Annotated in this window: 22 protein-coding genes, 3 tRNA genes and 1 pseudogene; 18 read left to right on the forward strand and 8 right to left on the reverse strand. The window is 37.4% G+C overall.

What is annotated here, in order from left to right:
• Positions 1–2 precede the first annotated feature (2 nt).
• From BLT94_RS05620 to BLT94_RS05655, 8 genes are all read left to right on the forward strand, one after another.
• Positions 3–1,175 carry an acetylornithine transaminase gene (locus tag BLT94_RS05620; RefSeq protein WP_092231388.1) on the forward strand — a complete coding sequence of 391 codons (1,173 nt, stop codon included), beginning with the start codon at positions 3–5 and terminating at the stop codon, positions 1,173–1,175.
• 18 nt (positions 1,176–1,193) lie between these two features.
• Positions 1,194–2,111: an ornithine carbamoyltransferase gene (gene argF / locus BLT94_RS05625; RefSeq protein ID WP_092231391.1), complete on the forward strand. Its 918-nt coding sequence runs from the start codon at positions 1,194–1,196 to the stop codon at positions 2,109–2,111.
• Positions 2,112–2,133: 22 nt separating this feature from the next.
• The gene (gene argH, locus BLT94_RS05630; protein WP_092231394.1) at positions 2,134–3,528 is read left to right on the forward strand and encodes an argininosuccinate lyase; all 1,395 of its coding nucleotides are present in this window, start codon (positions 2,134–2,136) and stop codon (positions 3,526–3,528) included.
• Complete coding sequence (locus tag BLT94_RS05635) at positions 3,528–3,959, forward strand: fibronectin type III domain-containing protein (RefSeq protein ID WP_092231396.1); 432 nt, start codon at positions 3,528–3,530, stop codon at positions 3,957–3,959. The genes argH and BLT94_RS05635 overlap by 1 nt, the downstream gene beginning before the upstream one ends.
• Entirely contained in the window at positions 3,956–4,462 is a 507-nt protein-coding gene (gene folK / locus BLT94_RS05640; RefSeq protein WP_014957920.1) for a 2-amino-4-hydroxy-6-hydroxymethyldihydropteridine diphosphokinase, read from the forward strand. Before BLT94_RS05635 ends, folK begins: the two co-directional genes overlap by 4 nt.
• Before the next feature lie 10 nt (positions 4,463–4,472).
• Positions 4,473–5,117 (forward strand): fructose-6-phosphate aldolase, encoded by a 645-nt coding sequence (gene fsa / locus BLT94_RS05645; RefSeq protein ID WP_014957919.1) that lies wholly within the window; start codon positions 4,473–4,475, stop codon positions 5,115–5,117.
• A gap of 200 nt (positions 5,118–5,317) precedes the next feature.
• Positions 5,318–5,392, forward strand: a tRNA-Gly gene (locus BLT94_RS05650).
• Positions 5,393–5,411: 19 nt separating this feature from the next.
• Positions 5,412–5,486: transfer RNA gene (locus BLT94_RS05655), tRNA-Cys, on the forward strand.
• 206 nt (positions 5,487–5,692) lie between these two features.
• On the opposite strand, the gene BLT94_RS05660 is transcribed toward BLT94_RS05655, so the two are convergent.
• On the reverse strand, positions 5,693–6,490 hold the full coding sequence (locus BLT94_RS05660) for a CheR family methyltransferase (RefSeq protein WP_092232121.1): 798 nt from the start codon (positions 6,488–6,490) through the stop codon (positions 5,693–5,695).
• 472 nt (positions 6,491–6,962) lie between these two features.
• Between BLT94_RS05660 and BLT94_RS05670 the strand changes: the two genes are divergently transcribed.
• From BLT94_RS05670 to pilB, 5 genes are all read left to right on the forward strand, one after another.
• Positions 6,963–7,748: a DNA-binding transcriptional response regulator gene (locus tag BLT94_RS05670; RefSeq protein WP_092231402.1), complete on the forward strand. Its 786-nt coding sequence runs from the start codon at positions 6,963–6,965 to the stop codon at positions 7,746–7,748.
• A 40-nt stretch (positions 7,749–7,788) separates the two neighbouring features.
• Positions 7,789–8,181, forward strand: a complete 393-nt coding sequence (locus tag BLT94_RS05675; protein ID WP_092231405.1) for a hypothetical protein — start codon at positions 7,789–7,791, stop codon at positions 8,179–8,181.
• A gap of 191 nt (positions 8,182–8,372) precedes the next feature.
• Positions 8,373–10,211: an ABC-F family ATP-binding cassette domain-containing protein gene (locus BLT94_RS05680; protein WP_092231408.1), complete on the forward strand. Its 1,839-nt coding sequence runs from the start codon at positions 8,373–8,375 to the stop codon at positions 10,209–10,211.
• Between the two features lie 6 nt (positions 10,212–10,217).
• Positions 10,218–10,430 carry a hypothetical protein gene (locus BLT94_RS05685; RefSeq protein WP_092231411.1) on the forward strand — a complete coding sequence of 71 codons (213 nt, stop codon included), beginning with the start codon at positions 10,218–10,220 and terminating at the stop codon, positions 10,428–10,430.
• A 20-nt stretch (positions 10,431–10,450) separates the two neighbouring features.
• Positions 10,451–12,655 carry a type IV-A pilus assembly ATPase PilB gene (gene pilB, locus BLT94_RS05690; protein WP_092231413.1) on the forward strand — a complete coding sequence of 735 codons (2,205 nt, stop codon included), beginning with the start codon at positions 10,451–10,453 and terminating at the stop codon, positions 12,653–12,655.
• Between the two features lie 13 nt (positions 12,656–12,668).
• On the opposite strand, the gene BLT94_RS05695 is transcribed toward pilB, so the two are convergent.
• From BLT94_RS05695 to BLT94_RS05705, 3 genes are read right to left on the reverse strand one after another with little or no spacing between them, the layout of a single operon-like run.
• Positions 12,669–13,199 carry an epoxyqueuosine reductase QueH gene (locus BLT94_RS05695; RefSeq protein ID WP_092231416.1) on the reverse strand — a complete coding sequence of 177 codons (531 nt, stop codon included), beginning with the start codon at positions 13,197–13,199 and terminating at the stop codon, positions 12,669–12,671.
• Positions 13,196–13,888: a YggS family pyridoxal phosphate-dependent enzyme gene (locus BLT94_RS05700; RefSeq protein WP_092231421.1), complete on the reverse strand. Its 693-nt coding sequence runs from the start codon at positions 13,886–13,888 to the stop codon at positions 13,196–13,198. Before BLT94_RS05700 ends, BLT94_RS05695 begins: the two co-directional genes overlap by 4 nt.
• 14 nt (positions 13,889–13,902) lie before the next feature.
• Positions 13,903–14,493: a Maf family protein gene (locus BLT94_RS05705; protein ID WP_092231423.1), complete on the reverse strand. Its 591-nt coding sequence runs from the start codon at positions 14,491–14,493 to the stop codon at positions 13,903–13,905.
• Positions 14,494–14,587: 94 nt separating this feature from the next.
• Between BLT94_RS05705 and BLT94_RS05710 the strand changes: the two genes are divergently transcribed.
• From BLT94_RS05710 to BLT94_RS22510, 4 genes are all read left to right on the forward strand, one after another.
• Positions 14,588–14,675: transfer RNA gene (locus BLT94_RS05710), tRNA-Leu, on the forward strand.
• Positions 14,676–14,941: 266 nt separating this feature from the next.
• The gene (locus BLT94_RS21940) at positions 14,942–15,097 is read left to right on the forward strand and encodes a hypothetical protein (RefSeq protein WP_158406115.1); all 156 of its coding nucleotides are present in this window, start codon (positions 14,942–14,944) and stop codon (positions 15,095–15,097) included.
• Positions 15,098–15,099: 2 nt separating this feature from the next.
• On the forward strand, positions 15,100–15,429 hold the full coding sequence (locus tag BLT94_RS05715) for a hypothetical protein (protein WP_014957907.1): 330 nt from the start codon (positions 15,100–15,102) through the stop codon (positions 15,427–15,429).
• 47 nt (positions 15,430–15,476) lie between these two features.
• Positions 15,477–16,268 (forward strand): nuclease-related domain-containing protein, encoded by a 792-nt coding sequence (locus tag BLT94_RS22510; protein WP_092231426.1) that lies wholly within the window; start codon positions 15,477–15,479, stop codon positions 16,266–16,268.
• Positions 16,269–16,759: 491 nt separating this feature from the next.
• Here the strand turns inward: BLT94_RS22510 and BLT94_RS22630 are convergent, their stop codons facing one another.
• Both BLT94_RS22630 and BLT94_RS05730 read right to left on the reverse strand, forming a co-directional pair.
• Positions 16,760–16,852: a PEP-CTERM sorting domain-containing protein gene (locus BLT94_RS22630; RefSeq protein WP_092231430.1), complete on the reverse strand. Its 93-nt coding sequence runs from the start codon at positions 16,850–16,852 to the stop codon at positions 16,760–16,762.
• 28 nt (positions 16,853–16,880) lie between these two features.
• Positions 16,881–17,426, reverse strand: coding sequence for a hypothetical protein (locus BLT94_RS05730; RefSeq protein ID WP_092231433.1), 546 nt, complete (start codon positions 17,424–17,426; stop codon positions 16,881–16,883).
• Between the two features lie 753 nt (positions 17,427–18,179).
• Here BLT94_RS05730 and BLT94_RS05740 point away from each other — a divergent pair.
• Positions 18,180–18,791, forward strand: a complete 612-nt coding sequence (locus BLT94_RS05740; protein ID WP_092231439.1) for a tyrosine-type recombinase/integrase — start codon at positions 18,180–18,182, stop codon at positions 18,789–18,791.
• Positions 18,792–18,803: 12 nt separating this feature from the next.
• Here BLT94_RS05740 and BLT94_RS22295 read toward each other — a convergent pair.
• A pseudogene (locus BLT94_RS22295) lies at positions 18,804–18,932 on the reverse strand (ArsR family transcriptional regulator); the annotation flags it as partial.
• A gap of 67 nt (positions 18,933–18,999) precedes the next feature.
• A complete protein-coding gene (locus BLT94_RS05750) occupies positions 19,000–19,665 on the reverse strand; it encodes an MBL fold metallo-hydrolase (RefSeq protein WP_092232124.1) in 666 nt (221 codons plus the stop codon).
• Between the last annotated feature and the right edge of the window lie 417 nt (positions 19,666–20,082).

Genomic DNA, 20,082 nt, shown 5'->3' on the forward strand with positions numbered 1-20,082 from the left:
ACGTGGATTCAATAAAAAAAACAGATGATTTTGTATTTCAAACCTATCTGAGACAAGGCAAAGCTTTTGTTAAAGGTGAGGGCGCCACTCTCTGGGATGAGGATGGAAAAGAATATACGGATTTTTTAGCCGGGATTGCGGTTTGCAGCCTGGGGCATTGTCATCCGAAAGTCACGGAGGCTATTGCCAAGCAGGCTTCCACCCTGGTTCATGTGTCCAATCTTTTTTATACCATGCCCCAGGCAGATCTTGCGGCAAAATTGTGTGAAAAAAGCTTTGCAGACAGAGTGTTTTTTGCAAATTCAGGTGCAGAGGCCAACGAAGCTGCCATCAAACTTGCCAGAAGATATTTTCAAAAAAAAGGGGAAAAGAACCGGTTTAAGATTATCACGATGGAACAATCTTTTCATGGACGGACCATGGCCACCTTGTCTGCCACGGGCCAGGATAAAATTAAAGATGGATTTTATCCTCTGCTTGAAGGATTCTCTTATGTTCCCTTTAATGATATTGATGCCTTGAAAAATAAAATTGATGATACTGTTTGCGCGGTTATGCTGGAACCGGTTCAGGGAGAAGGCGGAGTTGTCCCTGCAGATGCCCTGTATTTAAAGGCTGTCAGGGATCTGTGTGACAAAAAAGGAATATTGTTGATTTTTGATGAGATCCAATGCGGCATGGGAAGGTGCGGCAAGCTTTTTGCCCACCAACTGTATGGCATCACGCCGGACATTATGACCCTTGCAAAAGCTCTTGGAAACGGTCTTCCCATCGGTGCCATGCTTGCGACCGGAGATGCGGCAACAGGGTTTGATTTTGGCAGTCATGCCACAACCTTTGGGGGTACGCCTCTTGCCACAGCAGCAGCCCTGGAAGTGTTGAATATCATCAGCCAGGAATCTTTTTTAGATATGGTTTGTCAAAAAGGTCAATATTTTAAGGACAAACTTGAGAAACTCAAAGAAAAACATGCAAGGGTTTTGCATGTCAGGGGTGAAGGCCTTTTGCTGGGATTGGAAATTGATAAGGATGCAGCATATTTTGTGGATCAATTAATGAAAAAAGGCTTTATAATTAATGGAATTCAGGATAGGATTCTCAGATTTGCACCACCCTTGATTATTGAAAATAAAGAGATTGACAGGCTGATATCGGCATTGGACAGCCTTTTCTAATGTAGGAGATATATTGTTTTGAAAAAAGATTTATTATCACTTTTGGACCTTGAAAAAGATGACTTTGATCGTCTTTTCAAGCGAGCGATCCAATTAAAGCAAAGATATGCAAAAGGTATCTTTGACAACGTGTTGACAGGAAAGACCCTGGGATTAATCTTTGACAAAAAATCCACCCGCACAAGACTGGCTTTTGAAACTGCAATGGTTCAGCTTGGCGGTCATCCCATTTACATGAGCGCCCAGGATACCCAAATTGCCAGAAGCGAGCCGCCCAAAGATACGGCAAGGGTTTTGTCGAGATATATTGACTGTCTTGCCATTAGAACTTTTGACCAGTCCCTGGTGGAAGAATTTGCACAAAACGCAACCATACCGGTGATAAATGCACTTACCGATGCTTTTCATCCCTGTCAGATTCTGAGCGATATTATGACAGTTGTTGAACATAAGGGCGGATACAAGGATGTAAAAATCGCATGGGTGGGGGATGGGAATAATGTTGCCAATTCCTGGATCAATGCAGCAAGTATTCTTGGCTTTGATTTGAGGGTAGCCTGTCCTGATGAGTATGGCATCAATCCTCAAATAATTGAAGCAGTCTCGGCAAAAGGGGACAATAATGTTGTGTATACAAATGATCCCAAGGAAGCCGTAAAAGATGCTGACGTCGTGTATACGGATGTCTGGGCCAGCATGGGAGATGAAGCGCAATTAGCCAAACGGATTATTGATTTTGAAGGATTTCAGGTCAACAAGGAATTGCTGTTTGGTGCAAAGGATGATGTGATGGTAATGCATTGCCTGCCGGCTCACCGTGGTGAAGAAATTTCAGAAGATGTTCTTGAAGATCAAAACAGTGTGTTCTGGGATCAGGCTGAAAATAAAAGACATATGCACAAAGCCATTCTGGAAAATTTGATACTGGGCAATTAAATACAAGGGAATTTAAAGTATAATGAGTGAGAGCGGCGGGAGTGAAAAACTCTGGGGAGGAAGATTTTCCCAGAGTACGGATGAACTGGTTGAAAAAATCAATGCCTCCATTGATGTGGATAAACGGCTGTATGAAAGTGACATTGAAGGAAGTATTGCCCATTTGAAAATGATGGCCAAAGAGTCCATTATTACCCGGGATGAGGCTGATATTCTTGTTAAGGGGCTTGGACGAGTAAAAGAGAAAATTGAGAACAATGAAATTCAATTTTCAGCCGGGCTTGAAGATATTCATATGCATATTGAAGATGCTCTGGGCAAAATCAGCGGAGATGTGGCAAGAAAGCTTCATACCGGACGAAGTCGTAATGATCAGGTTGCGCTGGATGTCAGGATTTATTTGAAAAAAGAGACCAGAATCATTATTGATCTTCTGGTTGGGTTTCAAAAAGCTCTGGTCAGAATGGCTCAAAATCACCTGGATGTGATCATGCCAGGATATACCCATCTTCAAAGGGCTCAGCCTGTATTGTTTTCTCATCATTTGATGGCATATTATGAAATGATCAAGCGGGACATTGAAAGGTTTGAAGATTGCTTTAAAAGAATTGATGTCATGCCCCTGGGTTCAGCCGCTCTTGCCGGTACAACCTATCCGTTGAACCGGGAATTCACCAAAGATCTGCTTTCCTTTTCAAAAGTTTCCGACAACAGTATTGATTCCGTGTCTGACCGGGATTTTGTCATTGAGTTTATCTCTCATGCATCCATTTGTATGATACATTTTTCAAGGCTTTCCGAAGAGTTGATTCTCTGGTCTTCTTCCGAGTTTTCATTTATTACCATTTCAGATGCTTTTACAACCGGCTCCAGCATCATGCCCCAGAAAAAGAATCCTGATGTTGCAGAACTTGTGCGGGGTAAAACCGGAAGGGTTGTGGGCAACCTTGTTGCCATTCTTACTCTCATGAAATCATTGCCCATGGCTTATAATAAAGATATGCAGGAAGACAAAGAACCGCTGTTTGACACCGTGGATACGCTCAAGATCTGTACGGATGTGTATACCCGGATGTTTGAAAATATTGAGATCCATAAAGATAGAATGTATGATGCCTGCTGCACGGGATTTTTAAATGCAACCGACCTTGCCGATTACCTGGTTTCAAAAGGAATGCCTTTTCGGGATGCCCATGCCGTAGCCGGTAAAGCCGTGGCTTATGCACTGGATCAGGCAAAAGAACTCAATGATCTGACCATTGAAGAGCTTAAAGTGTTAAGTGAGTTGATAGATGAAGATGTTTATGAATTTATCGCCATAGACAAGATGATTTCAAGACGAATCTCTTACGGGGGAACCGGTTTTGATAATGTTAAAAAGGCTGTCGGTAAAGCAGCAGTAGAGCTTGGGATATAATGGAAAACAAGAGAATCGTTTTTTTTGCTTTAATGGTATTGTCCGGTATTGCTCTCCTGGCTTTTTCAGGATGTGGGAAAAAAGACCCTCCATTGCCTCCTGAAATAAAAGGGCAAAAAATTGCAGCCCCTTTTGATTTGAAATACAAGGTTGTTGACAATGAGATCACTCTTTCCTGGAACCATAAGGTTGATGCTGAAACAGCTTTTGTAAAACCGGACAGCTTTGAAGTTTTTATGGCCAAAAAAACATTTGAAGCCTGTGAGGGGTGTCCTTTTGAGTTTAAGTCGGCCGGGACTGTCTTCATGCCTTTTATGGAATTTGCCACTGGAATACAAAAAGGATTTAAATATTATTTCAGGGTTCAGGCGATTGGTGATGATGGCATGAGAAGTGAGCATTCAACAACGGTTCAATTTGAGTATAAATGAAAATGAAGCAGCATACCGCTTATTTAAGTATTGGTTCCAATAAGGGCCATAAGAAAAAAAATCTTGAAACAGCCATAAGACATTTACACAGCCATCCTCATATTGATGTGCTTGGTGTGTCGTCTTTTTACAGAACAGAACCCCAAAATTTTACAGACCAGGACTGGTTTGTAAATGCCGCCTTAAAAATACAAACAGTATTAAATCCTGAAGATCTGCTGGCTGCTTTAAAAGTTTTGGAAAAAGATCTGGATAAAGATGGGAAACCCTTCAGGTTTGGTCCCAGAATCATTGATCTGGATATTATTTATTATGATGATTTGATTCTCAAAACCGAACTTCTTGAAATTCCCCATCCAAGAATGCACGAAAGGTGTTTTGTATTGATACCCATTTGTGATATAGGAGCTAACGCAATACATCCGGTTTTGAATTGTCGATCAGATGAATTGTTAAAAAAAATAGAACAACAAGAAACCCAGAAGGTTATTCTTCTGGATTAGGAGGCTTAAAGTGAAGTTTTTTATTGATACTGCCAATATTGAGCAGATCAAAGATGCCAATGATATGGGCATGGTAGACGGTGTAACCACCAACCCTTCTTTAATTGCTAAAGAAGACGGAGAGTTTAAACAGATTATTGCCGATATCTGCGGGATCGTAAAAGGTCCGGTCAGTGCGGAAGTTATCAGTCTTGAGTATGACGGCATGGTAGAAGAAGCCAGAGATCTGGCAAAAATAGCTGATAATATTGCTGTTAAAGTTCCAATGACAATTGAAGGGTTAAAAGCTGTAAAGACCCTTTCGGATGAAGGCATAAAAACAAACGTCACTTTGGTTTTTTCAGCACTGCAGGCATTGATGGCTGCCAAAGCCGGTGCAACATTTGTCAGCCCGTTTGTGGGCAGGCTGGATGATCTTGCCCAGGAAGGAATGGGGCTGGTTGAGGAAATAGCTCAAATCTTTACCAATTATGACTTTGATACCCAGATTATTGTGGCAAGTGTAAGAAATCCGCTTCATGTGCTGGATTCAGCTCTTCTGGGGGCCGATATTGCGACCATTCCGTATGGAGTATTAAAGAAGCTTGCAGCCCATCATATGACGGACAAAGGAATTGACGCGTTCATGGCAGATTGGAATAAAAAGAATGGATAATTGAGACCATATAATCACATTGGAATTAATTTTCATGGAATCAGTATGTTTTTTATTTGCTGTGCATTGATTTTTGGGGTGTGATCAGGACTTGATTGCTTTATTAAAGATAGAAGATTTTTTTTGTTTTAATTTGATAATTGTAAAATTAATATTGACAAATTCATCATTCAGGTATATAAATCTTTTCTGTTTGCTGAGCGGGAATAACTCAGTGGTAGAGTGCGACCTTGCCAAGGTCGAAGTCGCGGGTTCAAATCCCGTTTCCCGCTCCATACACAATTCATAAAATAAGGCGGCTTGGCCAAGGGGTAAGGCAACGGCCTGCAAAGCCGTTATTCTCCGGTTCAAATCCGGAAGCCGCCTCCATAATAAAAAAAAGGACTTAGGATTAAATCTTAAGTCCTTTTTTTATTCCTTACAAAATAATTAATCTTGATCAAAATGTGAATTAATTCAATTCGTAATAATTTAAAAAATATTGTAAAGGGAAATTAGGGGATCAGGTTGATGCATATCAACCTGATGGATTTTTTAACCAAAGTGCGTAATAGATAGCAGATATATGATTGAGTTTATTTTATATAAAGGCTGGGAATTTTTTTTATGGATTTATAATTATGAGTTAGGTTCATAAGGCTTTCCGCATTTCCTATGGCAAAAAAACCTTTTGGAACAATGGTCTGATAAAGTTTATTGATTACTTTTTCACTGGTTTGTGCATCAAAATAAATCATCACATTTCTGCATAGCACAGCATCAAAACTCATTTGTGGCGCAGGATCCTTGATTAAATTAAATTTTTTAAACATGATATGCCGGGTAATGTCTTTTTTTACTTTTATATACCCTGTATATTTTCCGGTTCCTTTTTGAAAAAAACGGTGAAGAATAGGTAAGGGAACTTTTTTCAGCTTCTCTGTTTTATATATACCCCTTGCTGCAGTATCAAGAACTGTATGGGAAATATCAGTCGCCATAATTGAAAAAGAAAGTCCCAGATTCTTGAGTTGAACTGCAACTGAATAGGGTTCATCTCCTGTTGAACAGGCAGCGCACCAGATTTTAAATTCTTTTTTATCTTTTTGTGGATGACTGTTGAATTGATTGATAATATATTCAATGCTTTTATTTTCCCTGAAGAAAAAAGAATGGTTTGTCGTCACTGTATCAATGAATTCAATTACTTCTTTTTCATTGTCATTTAAGTATCTGAGATAATCCTTTAAAGATTTTTTTGTCAGGCGCATTCTTTTGGCAATTTTAGATTTTAAGAGTTCAAGTTTGCCTTCGTGAAGATTGATACCTGAAGTTACATAAACAAGGTTTCTTAAATTATTAAACTCTTTTTTTGATAGAACTATAGAATCCATGGCGAGATCATAATATAATAGTAAAAAAAATGAAATAAAAATTAAGGTATATTTTGGACAGACGAAAAAAAACTGATGCATGGGCAATGGTTTTAATTTGTCTTAATATCCTTGCAGGGATATTATTGATTTTGATATTATTGGTTTTTCATCTTGCTCAACCTGAATTTGAAACCATGTTTGACAGATTTTATAAGCTGGACATAAGAACGGATTGGAATATTCAATGTTTGCATTATCTTATATATTTGATTGTATTGATTGCTTTTATAAGTTTTTCCAGCTTATTATTAGGTTCTTTTCGGGGTAGAAGGAAAAATGATCATAGCAGTTCATTAATTTTAATCATAATAGGAATTATTTTTTTTATAATGCTTGGAGTTATAATGATTTTGCTTTAAAGGATAAAGATCTTTTTTGAATTTGTCGATAGCCTTTAAAGGAAAAAATTGTGTAAGCATGGGAATTGTTGATGAAAAAAACTTTTATTGTTTGTTTATTATTTATTTTTTTAGGCACGTCTGTTTTTGTCAAAGATTGTTTTGCCAAAGATTTTATAGTTGAATTTATTGAAGAAAATTATAAAGAAACCCAAGCTCCGTTTTCATATGATCCCTTGATCTATCACTCCATTCAGGTCAACTCCATTGCAGGACCGAAAATTTTAATCCTGACAGGCAGTGATTACAATTACCGTAAATGGCTGCGACACTATATTGGAAAAAATAAAAAATTTATTACAAAAATTTCCGATGACCGTATGGATGAATTTATTCTGGCAAAGGCCTATGAAATAGATGTGACATCACTCCACCCAATGAATGGAACAAAATGGAAAAAAGATGAGTCAAAGGACTTTGATCAAAATACTCTTGAAGGGAATAATTATATTTTAATTGTTGATTCCAATGAAAAAAGAACTCATCTTATTCAGAATGTTGTTATAAAAATGGGATATCAAACCATAATTTTTAAAACAGGAAAGCAAGCCCTGGATTTTTTTAAATTACAACCCGATAAATTCAAAATGATTATAGCCCAATATACTGTTAAAGAGATGCCATCTGATAAATTTGTTAAACAGATATTAAAAATTAATCATAAGGTTCCTATACTTATTGATACAGGTTATAAAAATTTAACTGTAAACAATGAATTTTTATCAAAATTTTCAGGCTTCCGATCAGTTCATCTTAAACCGGTTATATTAAGAGATCTGCAAAAAACCATTGAAACAATTATAAAAAAAAATGTTTAGACCAATGAAGACGATCATAACGTTGTTGTGTGTATTTAGTATGTTTGTTTTTTTATCCAGTCCGTTGATAGCAGATGAATATGAATTTAAACGGCTGGAAATGAGTTTTAAGAACTTTATGACCTGTGAGTTGACCAGAACGAACGCAATTGATCATTTCAATGGGAAACCTTTCAAAATAACGATGATAGATCTTTTTGATATTCAAAATGAATCTGACCTGAAAATTATTACAGGTGCAATTGAATGTTTTGTCGGAGATAAACACTTGACCCTTTATGCTGCAGTCGGTCTCAAAATTATTATGGACAGGGAACAAGTGGTATATTATACCATTCGAGATAAAGATTTTTCCATTCTGGCAACCGAACTTATTAAATTCCCTTACAAAGAAAGATGTAAATGGTCTCCATATTGGCTGGACATTGACTAGTCGTCCGGTTATAGCTCTGAATGGGGTCATCGAAGTGAGGTCAGGCTTGACCCCTGAGGTACGGAGTCTGTAACGTCTGTGTGTGGAAAAACCAACTCAATGGCATTCTTATGGTTTATAATTTATTGGCACAATGGTATGGTACTCTGTTTATAAAAATAAAAGGAAAAAATTAAAATATAGACTAAATTATGCTGAATATAGATTCAATATCAAAAGGTTTTGGAGATCACATCCTGTTGGATAAGACAGGTTTTCAGATTAATCCTGGTGAAAGGGTCGGGCTTGTCGGCAGAAACGGCCATGGTAAAACCACACTCTTAAACATGATATCAGGCAGTGAACATCCTGATGAGGGAAGCATATCCTGTCCTTCGGGGTATAGAATAGGTTTTTTATCTCAAAAAATTTTATTTTCCAGATCCCGTGTGATTGATGAAGCCATGTTAGGACTTTTAGAACATGAAAAAGATCATTCTTGGAAGGCTGAAAAAATTCTGGCCGGACTTGGGTTTTCTCAAAATGATTTTACAAAAGATCCCGCAGCCTTTTCAGGCGGTTTCCAGGTCAGGCTCAATCTTGCCAAAGTATTGGTTTCTGAGCCGGATCTTTTGATCCTTGATGAACCGACAAACTACCTTGATATCACATCCATTCGATGGATTTCACAATTTCTGATTTCCTGGCCCAGAGAAGTGTTGCTGGTTACGCATGACCGGGGGTTTATGGATAATGTTGTAACGCATATTGCAGGGATTCACAGGCAAAAAATCAAAAAAATCAAGGGAGATACATCCAAATATTATTTGCAGGTTGCCCAGGATGAGGAAGTTTATGAGAAAACAAGACAAAATGAAGAAAAACGAAACAAGGAAATGGAACAGTTTATCTCACGGTTTAGAGCAAAAGCCCGCCTGGCAAACATGGTACAATCCCGTATAAAAACGCTGGAAAAATCTAAAGCAAAAGAAAAACTCCAAAAACTCAAAGATCTTGAATTCTCTTTTAATTATCTGCCTTTTTCAGGTAAGCAGTTGTTAATGATAGAAAATTTATCTTTTGGGTGGCAAAAAGATCATCTGTTGATCAACAATTTTTCCTTGACCGTTTATCCTGATGACCGTATTGCAGTTATCGGTAAAAATGGTAAAGGAAAAACAACCCTCTTAAAACTGATAAGTAAAAATCTCAACGCTATCTCAGGCAGCATCAAAATAAATCCGGGTGTACAACTGGACTATTTTGAACAAACAAATGTTCAATCGTTGAATGACAATTTTACCATTGAAGAAGAACTGGCTTATTCTTCACCTGATGCTGACAGGCAGGCGGTCAGAACTGTCTGTGGGGGCATGATGTTTGAAAAAGATGCGGCTTTAAAAAAAATATCCGTGTTGTCAGGTGGAGAAAAATCAAGGGTTATGTTAGGTAAATTGCTGATGAAACCTTTGAATTTGTTGTTGCTGGATGAACCCAGCAATCATCTGGATATAGAGTCTTGTGATTCTTTTATTGCCGCACTCGACAATTTTGAAGGGGCTGTGGTTATTGTGACGCATAATGAAATGTTTCTCCATTCTCTTGCAAACAGGCTTGTTGTGTTCAAAAATAATGCTGTTGAACTTTTTGAAGGGACTTATCAGGAGTTTTTAGATAAAGAGGGGTGGGAGGATGAAGATTGTGTTGTTGAAAAAAAAATAAAGCCTTTGGTTTTGTCGAAAAAAGAACTCCGCCAGAAAAAATCAGAAATCATTACTCAAAAATCGAAAAAAATCAAACCTGTAAAGCGAAAAATTGAGAAATTGGAAAATGATATTGAAAAAAACGAACATTTGATCAACAAGATCAATGAATGCCTTCTGGAAGCGTCACAAAATCAGGATGGCCTGAAAATTCAGAGCTTGGCCAAAGAACTTTCAGAACTTGAAAATTTGAATGAAAAGCTGTTTGAGGATCTTGAAATCCAGATGGACTTGTTTGAAGAAATAGAAAGATCGTTTAATAACCGGTTGGAAGAAGTTGAAAGGTAGTCATTTATGATGGACAAAAAAAATTTTAAATTTTATTATGGTATCCTTCTGGTTGCAGTGGGATTGGGAGTTTTTTATCGTATTCCTCAAGTTATGCTACAGGTAGAAACCATTGAATTTTTTAAGCAAAAACTTTTTCTGGTCAGATCAAGTTTTTATATTTTAGGCGGGCTTTTAATTTTAGCCGGTGCTGTTAGGATTTATAAAAATTACAAATAACATTTTTTAAGGATTTAATTATGGCCAAATCATCCAGCCTTCAATCAACCATAAAAGATCAATCCGGTGCGGGAAAAACAAAAATTGGAGAGATTCTTTCAAAAGAAGGTCAAATTACAAGTATGCAATTGGATGAGGCATTAGCTGTACACAAGAAAACCAATGAACGACTTAGCAGCATTCTTTTAAACAAAGGCTATATTGATCCAGATACCATCATCAATGTTCTGGGTAGAATTTACAATTACAATATCATTAGATTTTCCGACATCAAACCTGATCCCAAGGTTCTGGAAATCCTGCCATATGAAATGGCTAAACCCACAATGGTCTTTCCCCTTTCATTAAAAGGTGAAGAATTGTCCATTACCATGGTTGAGCCGACAGATACCTCTGTTGTTGTGGACCTTCAGAAAAAACTTGGAAAAACGATTCAGGTTTTTGTGTCAACTGAAAATGATGTGATTCAAGCCTATCGTGATTTTTATAAAATAAGTGATGAAGAATATAAAAGTTTTCTTCAGTTTGAAGATGATTCTGAAGATGACGAACCTGTTACCTCTGTTGATGATTTTGGCTCCCTGGTCTCTGAGGCGGCAGAAGAGATGGAAGTCGGATATGCGGATATAGAGGATGACCAGGAACAGTTCATGGCATCTGATGCACCGATTATTAAACTGGTAAATGGGATTCTTACCAAGGCAATTAATGATGGTGTCAGCGATATTCATATTGAACCCTTTGAAAAATCATTTCAGGTGAGATACCGGCTTGACGGCTCCATGTATAAAGCCATGAATTTGCCCCTGAGTATAAAAAATGCAGTCATTTCGAGAATTAAAATTCTGGCTGAACTTGACATTGCAGAACGACGAGTTCCCCAGGATGGCAGGATAAAACTGAGACTCGGGAAAAAAAAATCCATTGATTTCAGGGTGTCTACTTTGCCGACACTTTTTGGTGAAAGCATTGTCATGCGTATCCTTGATCAAAGTGCCCTGAATATTGATCTGACCAAAATGGGTTTTGAAGCCTCTACTTTTGACACGTTGAAAAAATGTATTTCACGACCGTATGGATTATTACTTGTAACAGGCCCCACAGGAAGTGGAAAAACAACCACCCTTTATTCCATACTGAACCGGTTGAATAAAGATGATATCAAAATATTAACGGCTGAAGATCCTGTTGAGTTTAATTTTAAAGGAATCAATCAGGTGGCGGTGAAAGAGGAGGTCGGTATGACCTTTGCCGCAGCCCTTAAAGCATTTTTGCGACAAGATCCGGATATCATAATGGTAGGTGAAATCAGGGATATGGATACGGCTGAAATCGCGATTAAAGCTGCCATGACAGGGCATCTGGTGTTTGCAACCCTTCATACCAATGATTGTCCCTCAACCATAGGACGTCTCATTGATATCGGTATCCCTTCTTATATGGTGGCATCTGCCGTTACCCTGGTTTTATCCCAGCGCCTAGCCAGGCGGCTTTGTCCTCACTGCAAACAGATTGTTACCGGTCATAATCCCCAAGATCTTGAATTGTATGGATTTTCAGAAAATGAAATTCAAGATTTGAACATATACGGCCCCAAAGGGTGTGGCCATTGCAATGGAACCGGATATAAAGGCAGGCTTGGACTCTATGAATTGATGGAGGTCACAGATGAAGTCGGCAAAGCCATTAGTGCTGAAGTACCCGAAGATCAGCTCAGAAAGGTTGCCGTTCAGGAAGGGATGGTAACACTTAGAGATGCAGGTCTTCAGAAAATAAGAAGTTCTGAAACATCTCTTGAAGAAGTGCTGAAAAAGACGACCATTACCAAGGAAGCGCTGCCGGCTTATCTTATTAATCCTGATGTTGAACTGTATGAGGATAAGGATGTTATTATCAGGGAAGAGAATACGGACATTGATTTTTTTAAACTTGTTCAAGGAGGCTTGTATGTTGTTAAAGGCGGAAAGAAAATTGCTGAAATTGTTCAACCGGGCGAATATTTCGGGGAAATGTCGGCAATTACAGGAGAACCCAGATCAGCATCCATTATATCCAAAGGGCGGGCAACTGTTAAACGGTTTCCGGGAGATAAATTGTTTGAGGTGATTGAAAAATATCCTGATGTGGCAAAACATCTGTTCAGCGTGCTTGCAGCAAGGCTGGACAGCAGCGACAAACGGTTCGTGAAGATGCTCAAGCAGATTAAACGCCCTCAACCCAAGTAGGCTGGTTGACCGATTATTGTTTAAAATACCGGTCCTTTTCACTGTATATGCAGCCACAATACTGCTGACGGTACATGCCAAGCCGTTTGGATTCTTCAATCCCGAATTTCCAGCCCTCCCTGAAATCCTGGTAGAAAAATTTTACATCATATTGCCTGGCAATAGCCTCTCCGGTTTTTCTAATGCGCTCATGGTTCTGGAATTTGCTGTACAATAGGGTGGTGGAAAAGGCGTCAAACTTTCCTTTTCTGGCGACACGTGCCGTTGCTTTGAGTCTGTCGTGGTAGCAGTACCTGCACCGGTCTTTTTCCCTGAAAACAACGGATTGAAGAAATTCCTCCATGTTGTAACCCTGTTGATAAATCACCCTCAATCCAATGCTATCGGAATAGTTTTTCAGGGTTTCTTCTCTTTTTTGGCACTCTTGAAATGGATGGATATTATGCCTATAAAAAAAACCCATTACATCCATGTCCATCTGCCGTAAAATTTTCACAGGATAGATAGAGCAGGGAGCGCAGCAGGTATGAAGCAATAGTTTCAATCTCTTTTCCCGAATATGGAGGTTCCGACTCTTACCATTGTAGATCCTTCTTCAATGGCCACTTTAAAATCATTGCTCATTCCCATGGACAAATGGTTCATGGCCACGTTTTTAAATTGATGTGCCATGATCTCTTTTTTTATGGCTGCCATTTTTTTAAAATAGATCCTGGCCTGTTCCGGGTCTGAAAAGTATGGCGGCATGCCCATCAATCCCTGTAATGATACATTTTCAAGCGCACTGATCTGATTTGCCAGTTCGACTGCCTCTTCTATGCCGGTTCCGGATTTCGTTTCTTCTTCACCAATATTGACCTGCAAAAGAATTTTTTGTATTTTGTTGATTTTTTTTGCCTGTTTATTGATTTGATTTGCCAGTTTCAATGTGTCAACCGTATGAATATACTCAAAATAATTTACTGCAAATTTAGCCTTATTGGATTGGAGATGCCCGATAAAATGCCAGCATGCACTGTCTTTTCCAATAACATCAATTTTTTCAATTGCTTCTTGAATATAATTTTCCCCCAGATGTGTTACCCCGGCTTTGATTGCTTCCATTATGCTTTCAACAGGTTTTCTTTTGCTGACGGCAATCAATTGAATGGTATCCGGCTGTCGGCCACAGGACATTGCGGTGTCAGCAATTTGTTGGTTGGTTTTTTTTATATTATCTTTTATGGATAACATGATGATTTAAGTCCTTAAAATTGAATGATATTAAGATGCATCAATGTTTCAACGACCTCGCAAACAGGCAACCCTACAACATTGGAATAGGAGCCTTTAATCTGCTTGACAAGAACTGCGCCAATTGCCTGTATACCATAAGCACCAGCCTTGTCAAACGGTTCACCTGTATTGACGTACCATTGAATTTCCTGATCGCTTAAATGTTTAAAATATACTTTTGTTTCAACACATTTTTTAATGATGGATCTTTTTTTCTGATGGATCAGACAAAACCCTGTATACACACTATGTTCGCGATTATTTAATTTGGTGAGCATATCAATGGCATCTGGTTTGGATTGAGGTTTGCCAAGAATCTGATTGTCAACGACAACAATGGTATCCGCTCCCAGGACCCAGGATTCAGGATATAAAAGGGAAGTGTCTTCTGCTTTTAAAAAGGAGAGTTCTTTTACATAATCTTCAGGTTTTTTGATTGAAACCGTTTCTTCATCAATGGTTGACACAGAGATTTCAATATTTATTCCAACCTGCTCAAGAAGCTCTTTTCTTCTCGGAGATCCGGATGCCAATATTATTTTTTCAGTATTGATTGATTTCATAGACCTCTTTTTATCAGAAATAGCTTAAAGTGACAATCTTATGGTTTTAAGCTTGCAAAATTTAAAAAAATGGTATAAAAAAATCAAGAATTACGCCTGGGTGGCGGAACTGGTAGACGCAAGGGACTTAAAATCCCTCGGAGATTATCTCTGTACGAGTTCAATTCTCGTCCCAGGTACCAGAAATATCAAGGGTTTAGCCAATTTTGGTTGAGCCCTTTTTGTTTTTGATATTAATCACTGTGCCTGGATTTGTGCCCGTCTGAGATTCGAGATTACCTGATTTGTCAAAATTGACAAATGCTCTTGAACAAGCAGATAATATTTATTTGCCGTAATACAAGGCAACCAGGTTCTTTCAGCAAAGAAGATTGACAGAAAAGTATTCTTTGATCGGAATCTAAAAGCGACAAGCAAAACAGATAAAACCAAAGCATATGAATCCTTTATGAGATACGGAAAAAACAAATATTTTTGGAACGAATATATTTTTGAAGGTTATGTCAATTATAAGGCTGATATGATAACGCTTGCAGGCTTTCTGAATATTCCATTAAGCATGTCTCATCCAGAAGAAAGCCAGAAAGAACGGGGAGATATATAAAAATGCAAACCATCAACAGAACCGCTATCACAATCATTCCCAAACAACCATATATAGATTGGGCGAATAGTTTTAAGGATGGTGTCGATTATGACAAACCTCATGCAACTACAATTCTAATCCCAGATAAATACGGTGAATTTGACTATGAAACATATCTAAAAAAAATATTCAAGCATGTTTTTGAAGAGCAACTTGAGTCCTGGATGGTTGATCCGGATGATTGGCCACTAAAAAGGACATATAAGGTATTTAAAGAATGGTTCAATGTCATTTGTTCAGATATGACATGGGACTATGGGGATGGAGATGTAGAGCATGACGATGTTTGAATTGAATAAGAAGCCTGAAATAAAATGTTAACCTAAGCGAGGACCGAATGGATCTGACACCTATATTCTTAATAACTATTTTATTTAAATTCTGGTACTTGATTCTCATTGCAATTGCAATTTTTTTTTTCAAAACACCTTTTTTTAAAGGATTCATTGGCGAAGTTATAATTAATGTAGCTTCAACTCTTTTTTTAGATAAGAAAAAATATCACTTGATCAAGAACGTGACGTTGCCCACAGAGGATGGAACAACTCAGATTGATCATATCATCGTCTCAAAATACGGTATTTTTGTTGTAGAAACAAAAAATATGAAGGGGTGGATTTTTGGAAGTGAGCGCCAGAAGATGTGGACCCAAAAAATATTTAAATATAATACCAAATTTCAAAATCCGCTGCACCAGAATTATAAACACGTCAAGACACTTCAAAATATGCTGAATATTGAACCGGAGAAAATTTTTTCCGTCATTGTTTTTGTAGGAGACTGTAAATTTAAAACTGCCATGCCTGCAAATGTAAATTATCCCAGGGGCTATATCAATTTTATAAAGTCAAAGAACAAAATCTTATTATCCAAAGCTGAAATTAAAGAAGCAATCAGGATAATTGAATTTGGAAGATTTGAACGATCATATAAAACACATCGTGAGCATGTAAGGCATGTTAAGCAGATTGTTGAAGAAAAACAGGGTGCAGTGACTTGTCCAAAGTGTGGGAATGTGATGATTTTAAGAACAGCAAAAAAAGGGCCAAATGCCGGAACACAGTTTTGGGGATGCTCAACATTCCCTAAATGCAGAGGAACTTTGAAATATTCAGCAACAGAGTCATAGTGTCATTTAAATTGTTGAATATTTGGTAAGAACGGTATTATGTAAGTTGTCATAACTGACAGATTCGTTGGAAAATCAGATCTATGCAGGAAATATTTTCCCGAAACAGTTTCTATTTAACTACTATATCTTGTGGCAGACTTTATCCAGAAAAATACAACCCTATGAATACAAGTCGTTCCCATTGAATTCTCCATACGATTACTGAAAAAAATTAAAAGATTCCACATTCTGAAAAGTCACAAAGAGGTCTGGTATTCTTAACAAGGAAAGGCCCGGTAAAAGTTAAGGATAGGATAATATAATCATAACTCTGAAAAACAGACTATTCAGATTTTTATATTATTTTTTATATGAAAAAACTTTTAACCTTCTGAAATTAAATATCTTTCATCTTTTGTTGTGGCAGATTGATCTGCCATGGCCGTTAGTAGAACAAAAAAGCAGAGTCATTTCTGACCCTGCTTTTATAATTCCGTTGTTATATTAGTCTATTTTTTTCTTCTGCTGACTCCTGCAAGACCTAAAAAACCAAAACTAAAAAGGAGCATTATTCCTGGTTCGGGGGCAAGTTGGTTGTCCAAAACTTCATATTCTATAAAATTTCATCAATCAATTGTGGGCTTGTTTTGTCATTACACCAACAGCCCATCTTTTTGAATCAATTTCAATCCATTTCACATCAAGTTTTCCATCAGACCGGCTACGGAAAAAGATCATTTCCTTTTCTCCTGGCAATGTAACCTGTAACTCATTTTTGACGAAATCCCCATTTAATCGAAAAACTTTTGGTTCCCAATTTCTCATTCCCGATGCAACCGCACAGACGACACGTGCAACATAGGCATCACCTTCTTGGCTGATTTCCTCAACTGCCAGTTTCATATCAGTTGTTTTATGTCTGTCAGTATTCCCGTACCAAACACCAGAGCATTCTTTAATAGCGTTTGGTATATCATCGGATGGCTCCATGATTTTTATATCTTGCGGCAAACTTGCCAGCATAGAACTTTGTGAAGGTCCTGAGATTATTTTATTCTGAAAATCAGGCCACTTTTTTGAATAAGGATTAGTAGCACTAACACATGCCGGGATTACAGAAAATAAAAACAAACACATCAGACTGACTTGAATCATTCCTGAATATTTTTTTTTCATTTGCTTCCTCCTTTAATTCTTAAAAAATTATTTTTTACAAAGTTTAGCAATCAAGTTGTCATTCGACTCTTGGCTTTCCGCTATTTTTTTTGTTCACACTTCTTTATAAAGCAAAGAATATGCCTACGTCTGATGTATCACACTTCAAAAGTTTTAATCGACTGTATTTACAAACAAATAGGCTATTTATCTCCATGAAAAATGTAATATTTAGGGAATATTTTTTCCTAAGGGTTTTCCCCTACTATTTTGTATAATATTTTGTTTTTTTTATAAAAATGCATATTGCGTACTATAACAAAAAGTTCATAGGTGAAAAAAAATTTTGAGAGAACGCTGTACGGCGTGTATGAGGGGGATAAAATGTTCTGAATGAAACTTGACTTGAGATTGGTCACAATTTCCTGGATTTTCTTTTTCTCTACAGTTGAATCAGCAGGGTATTTAATATTTCTTAAAATCAAGAATTCTTGCATTGTCCAGAAGATCTCTCCCAAAATTTGTTGCTTTTGTATATTTTTGATATCCTTTACAGTAAATCGTGGCATAGAGTTGCCATGATCGATAAAATCATCAATAAAGGGGAGGACATCATGAAAATTTCAAAAGCATTAAACCAATTCTTCAACTACCAAAAATTAAACGTTAAAAAAAAATACGCTCCGGAATTATGAGTTTATCCTGGGCAGATTTCAGGCCCATTTCGGTAATATCAATCTTTCATCTATAAGCTCTGATGACATTCAGGGATTTATGACCAAGGTCTCAGGAAACTCAAAACAGAACACCAAAAAATTAAGATTCACACTTCTCGCAGCATTTTTCAATTACATTAAAAATTCAATTGATCCAGCCTTTAAGAATCCTTGTGATAATCAAGCGCTTCGAAGACTTTTCAGGGCCGGAAAAAATATCCAGTTCAAAATTATTGAAAAAGATTTGGTTGATGAAATTATTTTCCGAACACAGAATCAAAGGAATCGTATTGTGCTTGAACTTATGGCCCGTGGTTGTATGAGGATCGGTGAAGTTTTGAATTTGACCCCAATTGATATTGAAGATCGAAAAGTGATTATCCAATCACCGAAAAGTGGAAGGGTTGCTGAAGTCGCCTTTTTGCCCCAGAAGGTAATAGACCGTATGAAAAAATATATTCGAGATGCTGAAATCAAATCGGAGGACCGGATTTTTCCAATAACCTATGCCGGGGCAAGATTGGTTGTAAAAAAAGCAGGAGAAATGGTGGACATTCAAATCCGGACACTTACTTGGTTTTTTGAATGTCTTCCTGTTTTTAAATTGAAATCCGCAATCCAAGCAATAATAGGGTTCCACATGTATTCTTTTTTTCTGTTGCCTGACTGATTTTTCTATGAAAGTCAGATGATGGGAAACATCTTTTTCCATAATTCCAACCGACTGAGAAATATCTCTCACCGTCAGGGGGCCTTTTTCAAGAAGACTTATAATTTCCTGCCTGATGGTTTGTTTTCTTTCATTACTCATACTGAATGATCTTTTAATTTTGTCCGTAGCGGATTGTAATTAAAAATTTGTAGAATTATAGAGCGGGCTATAATAAGGGTTGATTAAGTCTCTTGTGTTTTTCAATGTACTGTTTTACTCGGTGGTTTGGTTGAAAAATACCAAAATGGCCTTCACATAAAATATTTGCTTCCAAGCCCAGAAGTTTTTGCATTGACAATTGATAGTCCTGTAGGTCAGATAAAAAAATTTCATTGAAGGGGCCGTGTAGGTCTTGGCCGAACAATACCTTTTTCCCTTTTGATTCAACAAGAACAGATATCGAACCGGGTGTATGGCCAGGAGTATGGATGATCTGGAAATCGTAATTGCCGATTCTGAGGATAGTATCCGAGGTAAATTTTTGATACAATTTGACCGGTTCATATCTTACTCCGTACCAAGATGCTGCTGTCCGCCCATCATGATTCGGCTTTTCAATTGGAACGGCATCCAATTCATGGGCATAAAATTTAATATCGGACAATTCCCTACTTAACTGAGCACAGATACCAATATGGTCAATATGACAATGGGTCAGGATACAATGCTGGATATTTTCAAACAGTATTCCATGAGAATTAATCTGTCTGATCATATCAAGATTCATGCCTGCATCGATTAGGACCAATCCTTCATCGCTTTGTGTATCTACCATATAAACAGAACACTCATTGTCACCCACATGATAAATATTTTTAATGATTTGTTTCATTGATAAGCGAATAATAAATTTGTGATTTAGAGTCAAGCAAGAAAAAATCCTGCCAAGATTCTGTTGATGTTTACTTGCACTGAGCAACCCCGTTTTTCAGGAATATCCCAGTAAAGTATATTTTTGGTATTTGAAAGAATTCCAGCCCATGAATACTCTTATCTTAACACGGATAATTAATCATAACTGCGATCAAGCATGCAATTTTTTATGTTATCGGGTTGATTATCTGTTTGATGGATGAAATTTTCACCAACCACAAGATGTAGCACTTGTCTACAGTTTAAAAAAGGCCGGACTTTTAATAATAGTCCGGACTTTTAAATCCAGCCTTGGGACGGGGAACAAATAGACATAGTCCTTGCTTGAGTTATATCTTATAAGAATTTACAGCTTGGAATTATATTAATTTTTAGG

The organism is Desulfobacula phenolica, from assembly GCF_900105645.1.
In the GTDB taxonomy this organism is placed as follows: Bacteria; Desulfobacterota; Desulfobacteria; order Desulfobacterales; family Desulfobacteraceae; genus Desulfobacula; species Desulfobacula toluolica.

What these genes read in the sequence shown, in the direction of transcription:
- argH (WP_092231394.1), top strand. Translation starts at nt 2,134, where the DNA reads ATGAGTGAGAGCGGCGGGAGTGAAAAACTCTGGGGAGGAAGATTTTCC.
- BLT94_RS05635 (WP_092231396.1), top strand. Translation starts at nt 3,528, where the DNA reads ATGGAAAACAAGAGAATCGTTTTTTTTGCTTTAATGGTATTGTCCGGT.
- folK (WP_014957920.1), top strand. Translation starts at nt 3,956, where the DNA reads ATGAAAATGAAGCAGCATACCGCTTATTTAAGTATTGGTTCCAATAAG.
- BLT94_RS05660 (WP_092232121.1), bottom strand. Translation starts at nt 6,490, where the DNA reads ATGGATTCTATAGTTCTATCAAAAAAAGAGTTTAATAATTTAAGAAAC.
- BLT94_RS05670 (WP_092231402.1), top strand. Translation starts at nt 6,963, where the DNA reads ATGAAAAAAACTTTTATTGTTTGTTTATTATTTATTTTTTTAGGCACG.
- BLT94_RS05675 (WP_092231405.1), top strand. Translation starts at nt 7,789, where the DNA reads ATGTTTGTTTTTTTATCCAGTCCGTTGATAGCAGATGAATATGAATTT.
- BLT94_RS05680 (WP_092231408.1), top strand. Translation starts at nt 8,373, where the DNA reads ATGCTGAATATAGATTCAATATCAAAAGGTTTTGGAGATCACATCCTG.
- BLT94_RS05685 (WP_092231411.1), top strand. Translation starts at nt 10,218, where the DNA reads ATGATGGACAAAAAAAATTTTAAATTTTATTATGGTATCCTTCTGGTT.
- pilB (WP_092231413.1), top strand. Translation starts at nt 10,451, where the DNA reads ATGGCCAAATCATCCAGCCTTCAATCAACCATAAAAGATCAATCCGGT.
- BLT94_RS05700 (WP_092231421.1), bottom strand. Translation starts at nt 13,888, where the DNA reads ATGTTATCCATAAAAGATAATATAAAAAAAACCAACCAACAAATTGCT.
- BLT94_RS05705 (WP_092231423.1), bottom strand. Translation starts at nt 14,493, where the DNA reads ATGAAATCAATCAATACTGAAAAAATAATATTGGCATCCGGATCTCCG.
- BLT94_RS21940 (WP_158406115.1), top strand. Translation starts at nt 14,942, where the DNA reads ATGAGATACGGAAAAAACAAATATTTTTGGAACGAATATATTTTTGAA.
- BLT94_RS05715 (WP_014957907.1), top strand. Translation starts at nt 15,100, where the DNA reads ATGCAAACCATCAACAGAACCGCTATCACAATCATTCCCAAACAACCA.
- BLT94_RS22510 (WP_092231426.1), top strand. Translation starts at nt 15,477, where the DNA reads ATGGATCTGACACCTATATTCTTAATAACTATTTTATTTAAATTCTGG.
- BLT94_RS05730 (WP_092231433.1), bottom strand. Translation starts at nt 17,426, where the DNA reads ATGAAAAAAAAATATTCAGGAATGATTCAAGTCAGTCTGATGTGTTTG.
- BLT94_RS05740 (WP_092231439.1), top strand. Translation starts at nt 18,180, where the DNA reads ATGACCAAGGTCTCAGGAAACTCAAAACAGAACACCAAAAAATTAAGA.
- BLT94_RS05750 (WP_092232124.1), bottom strand. Translation starts at nt 19,665, where the DNA reads ATGAAACAAATCATTAAAAATATTTATCATGTGGGTGACAATGAGTGT.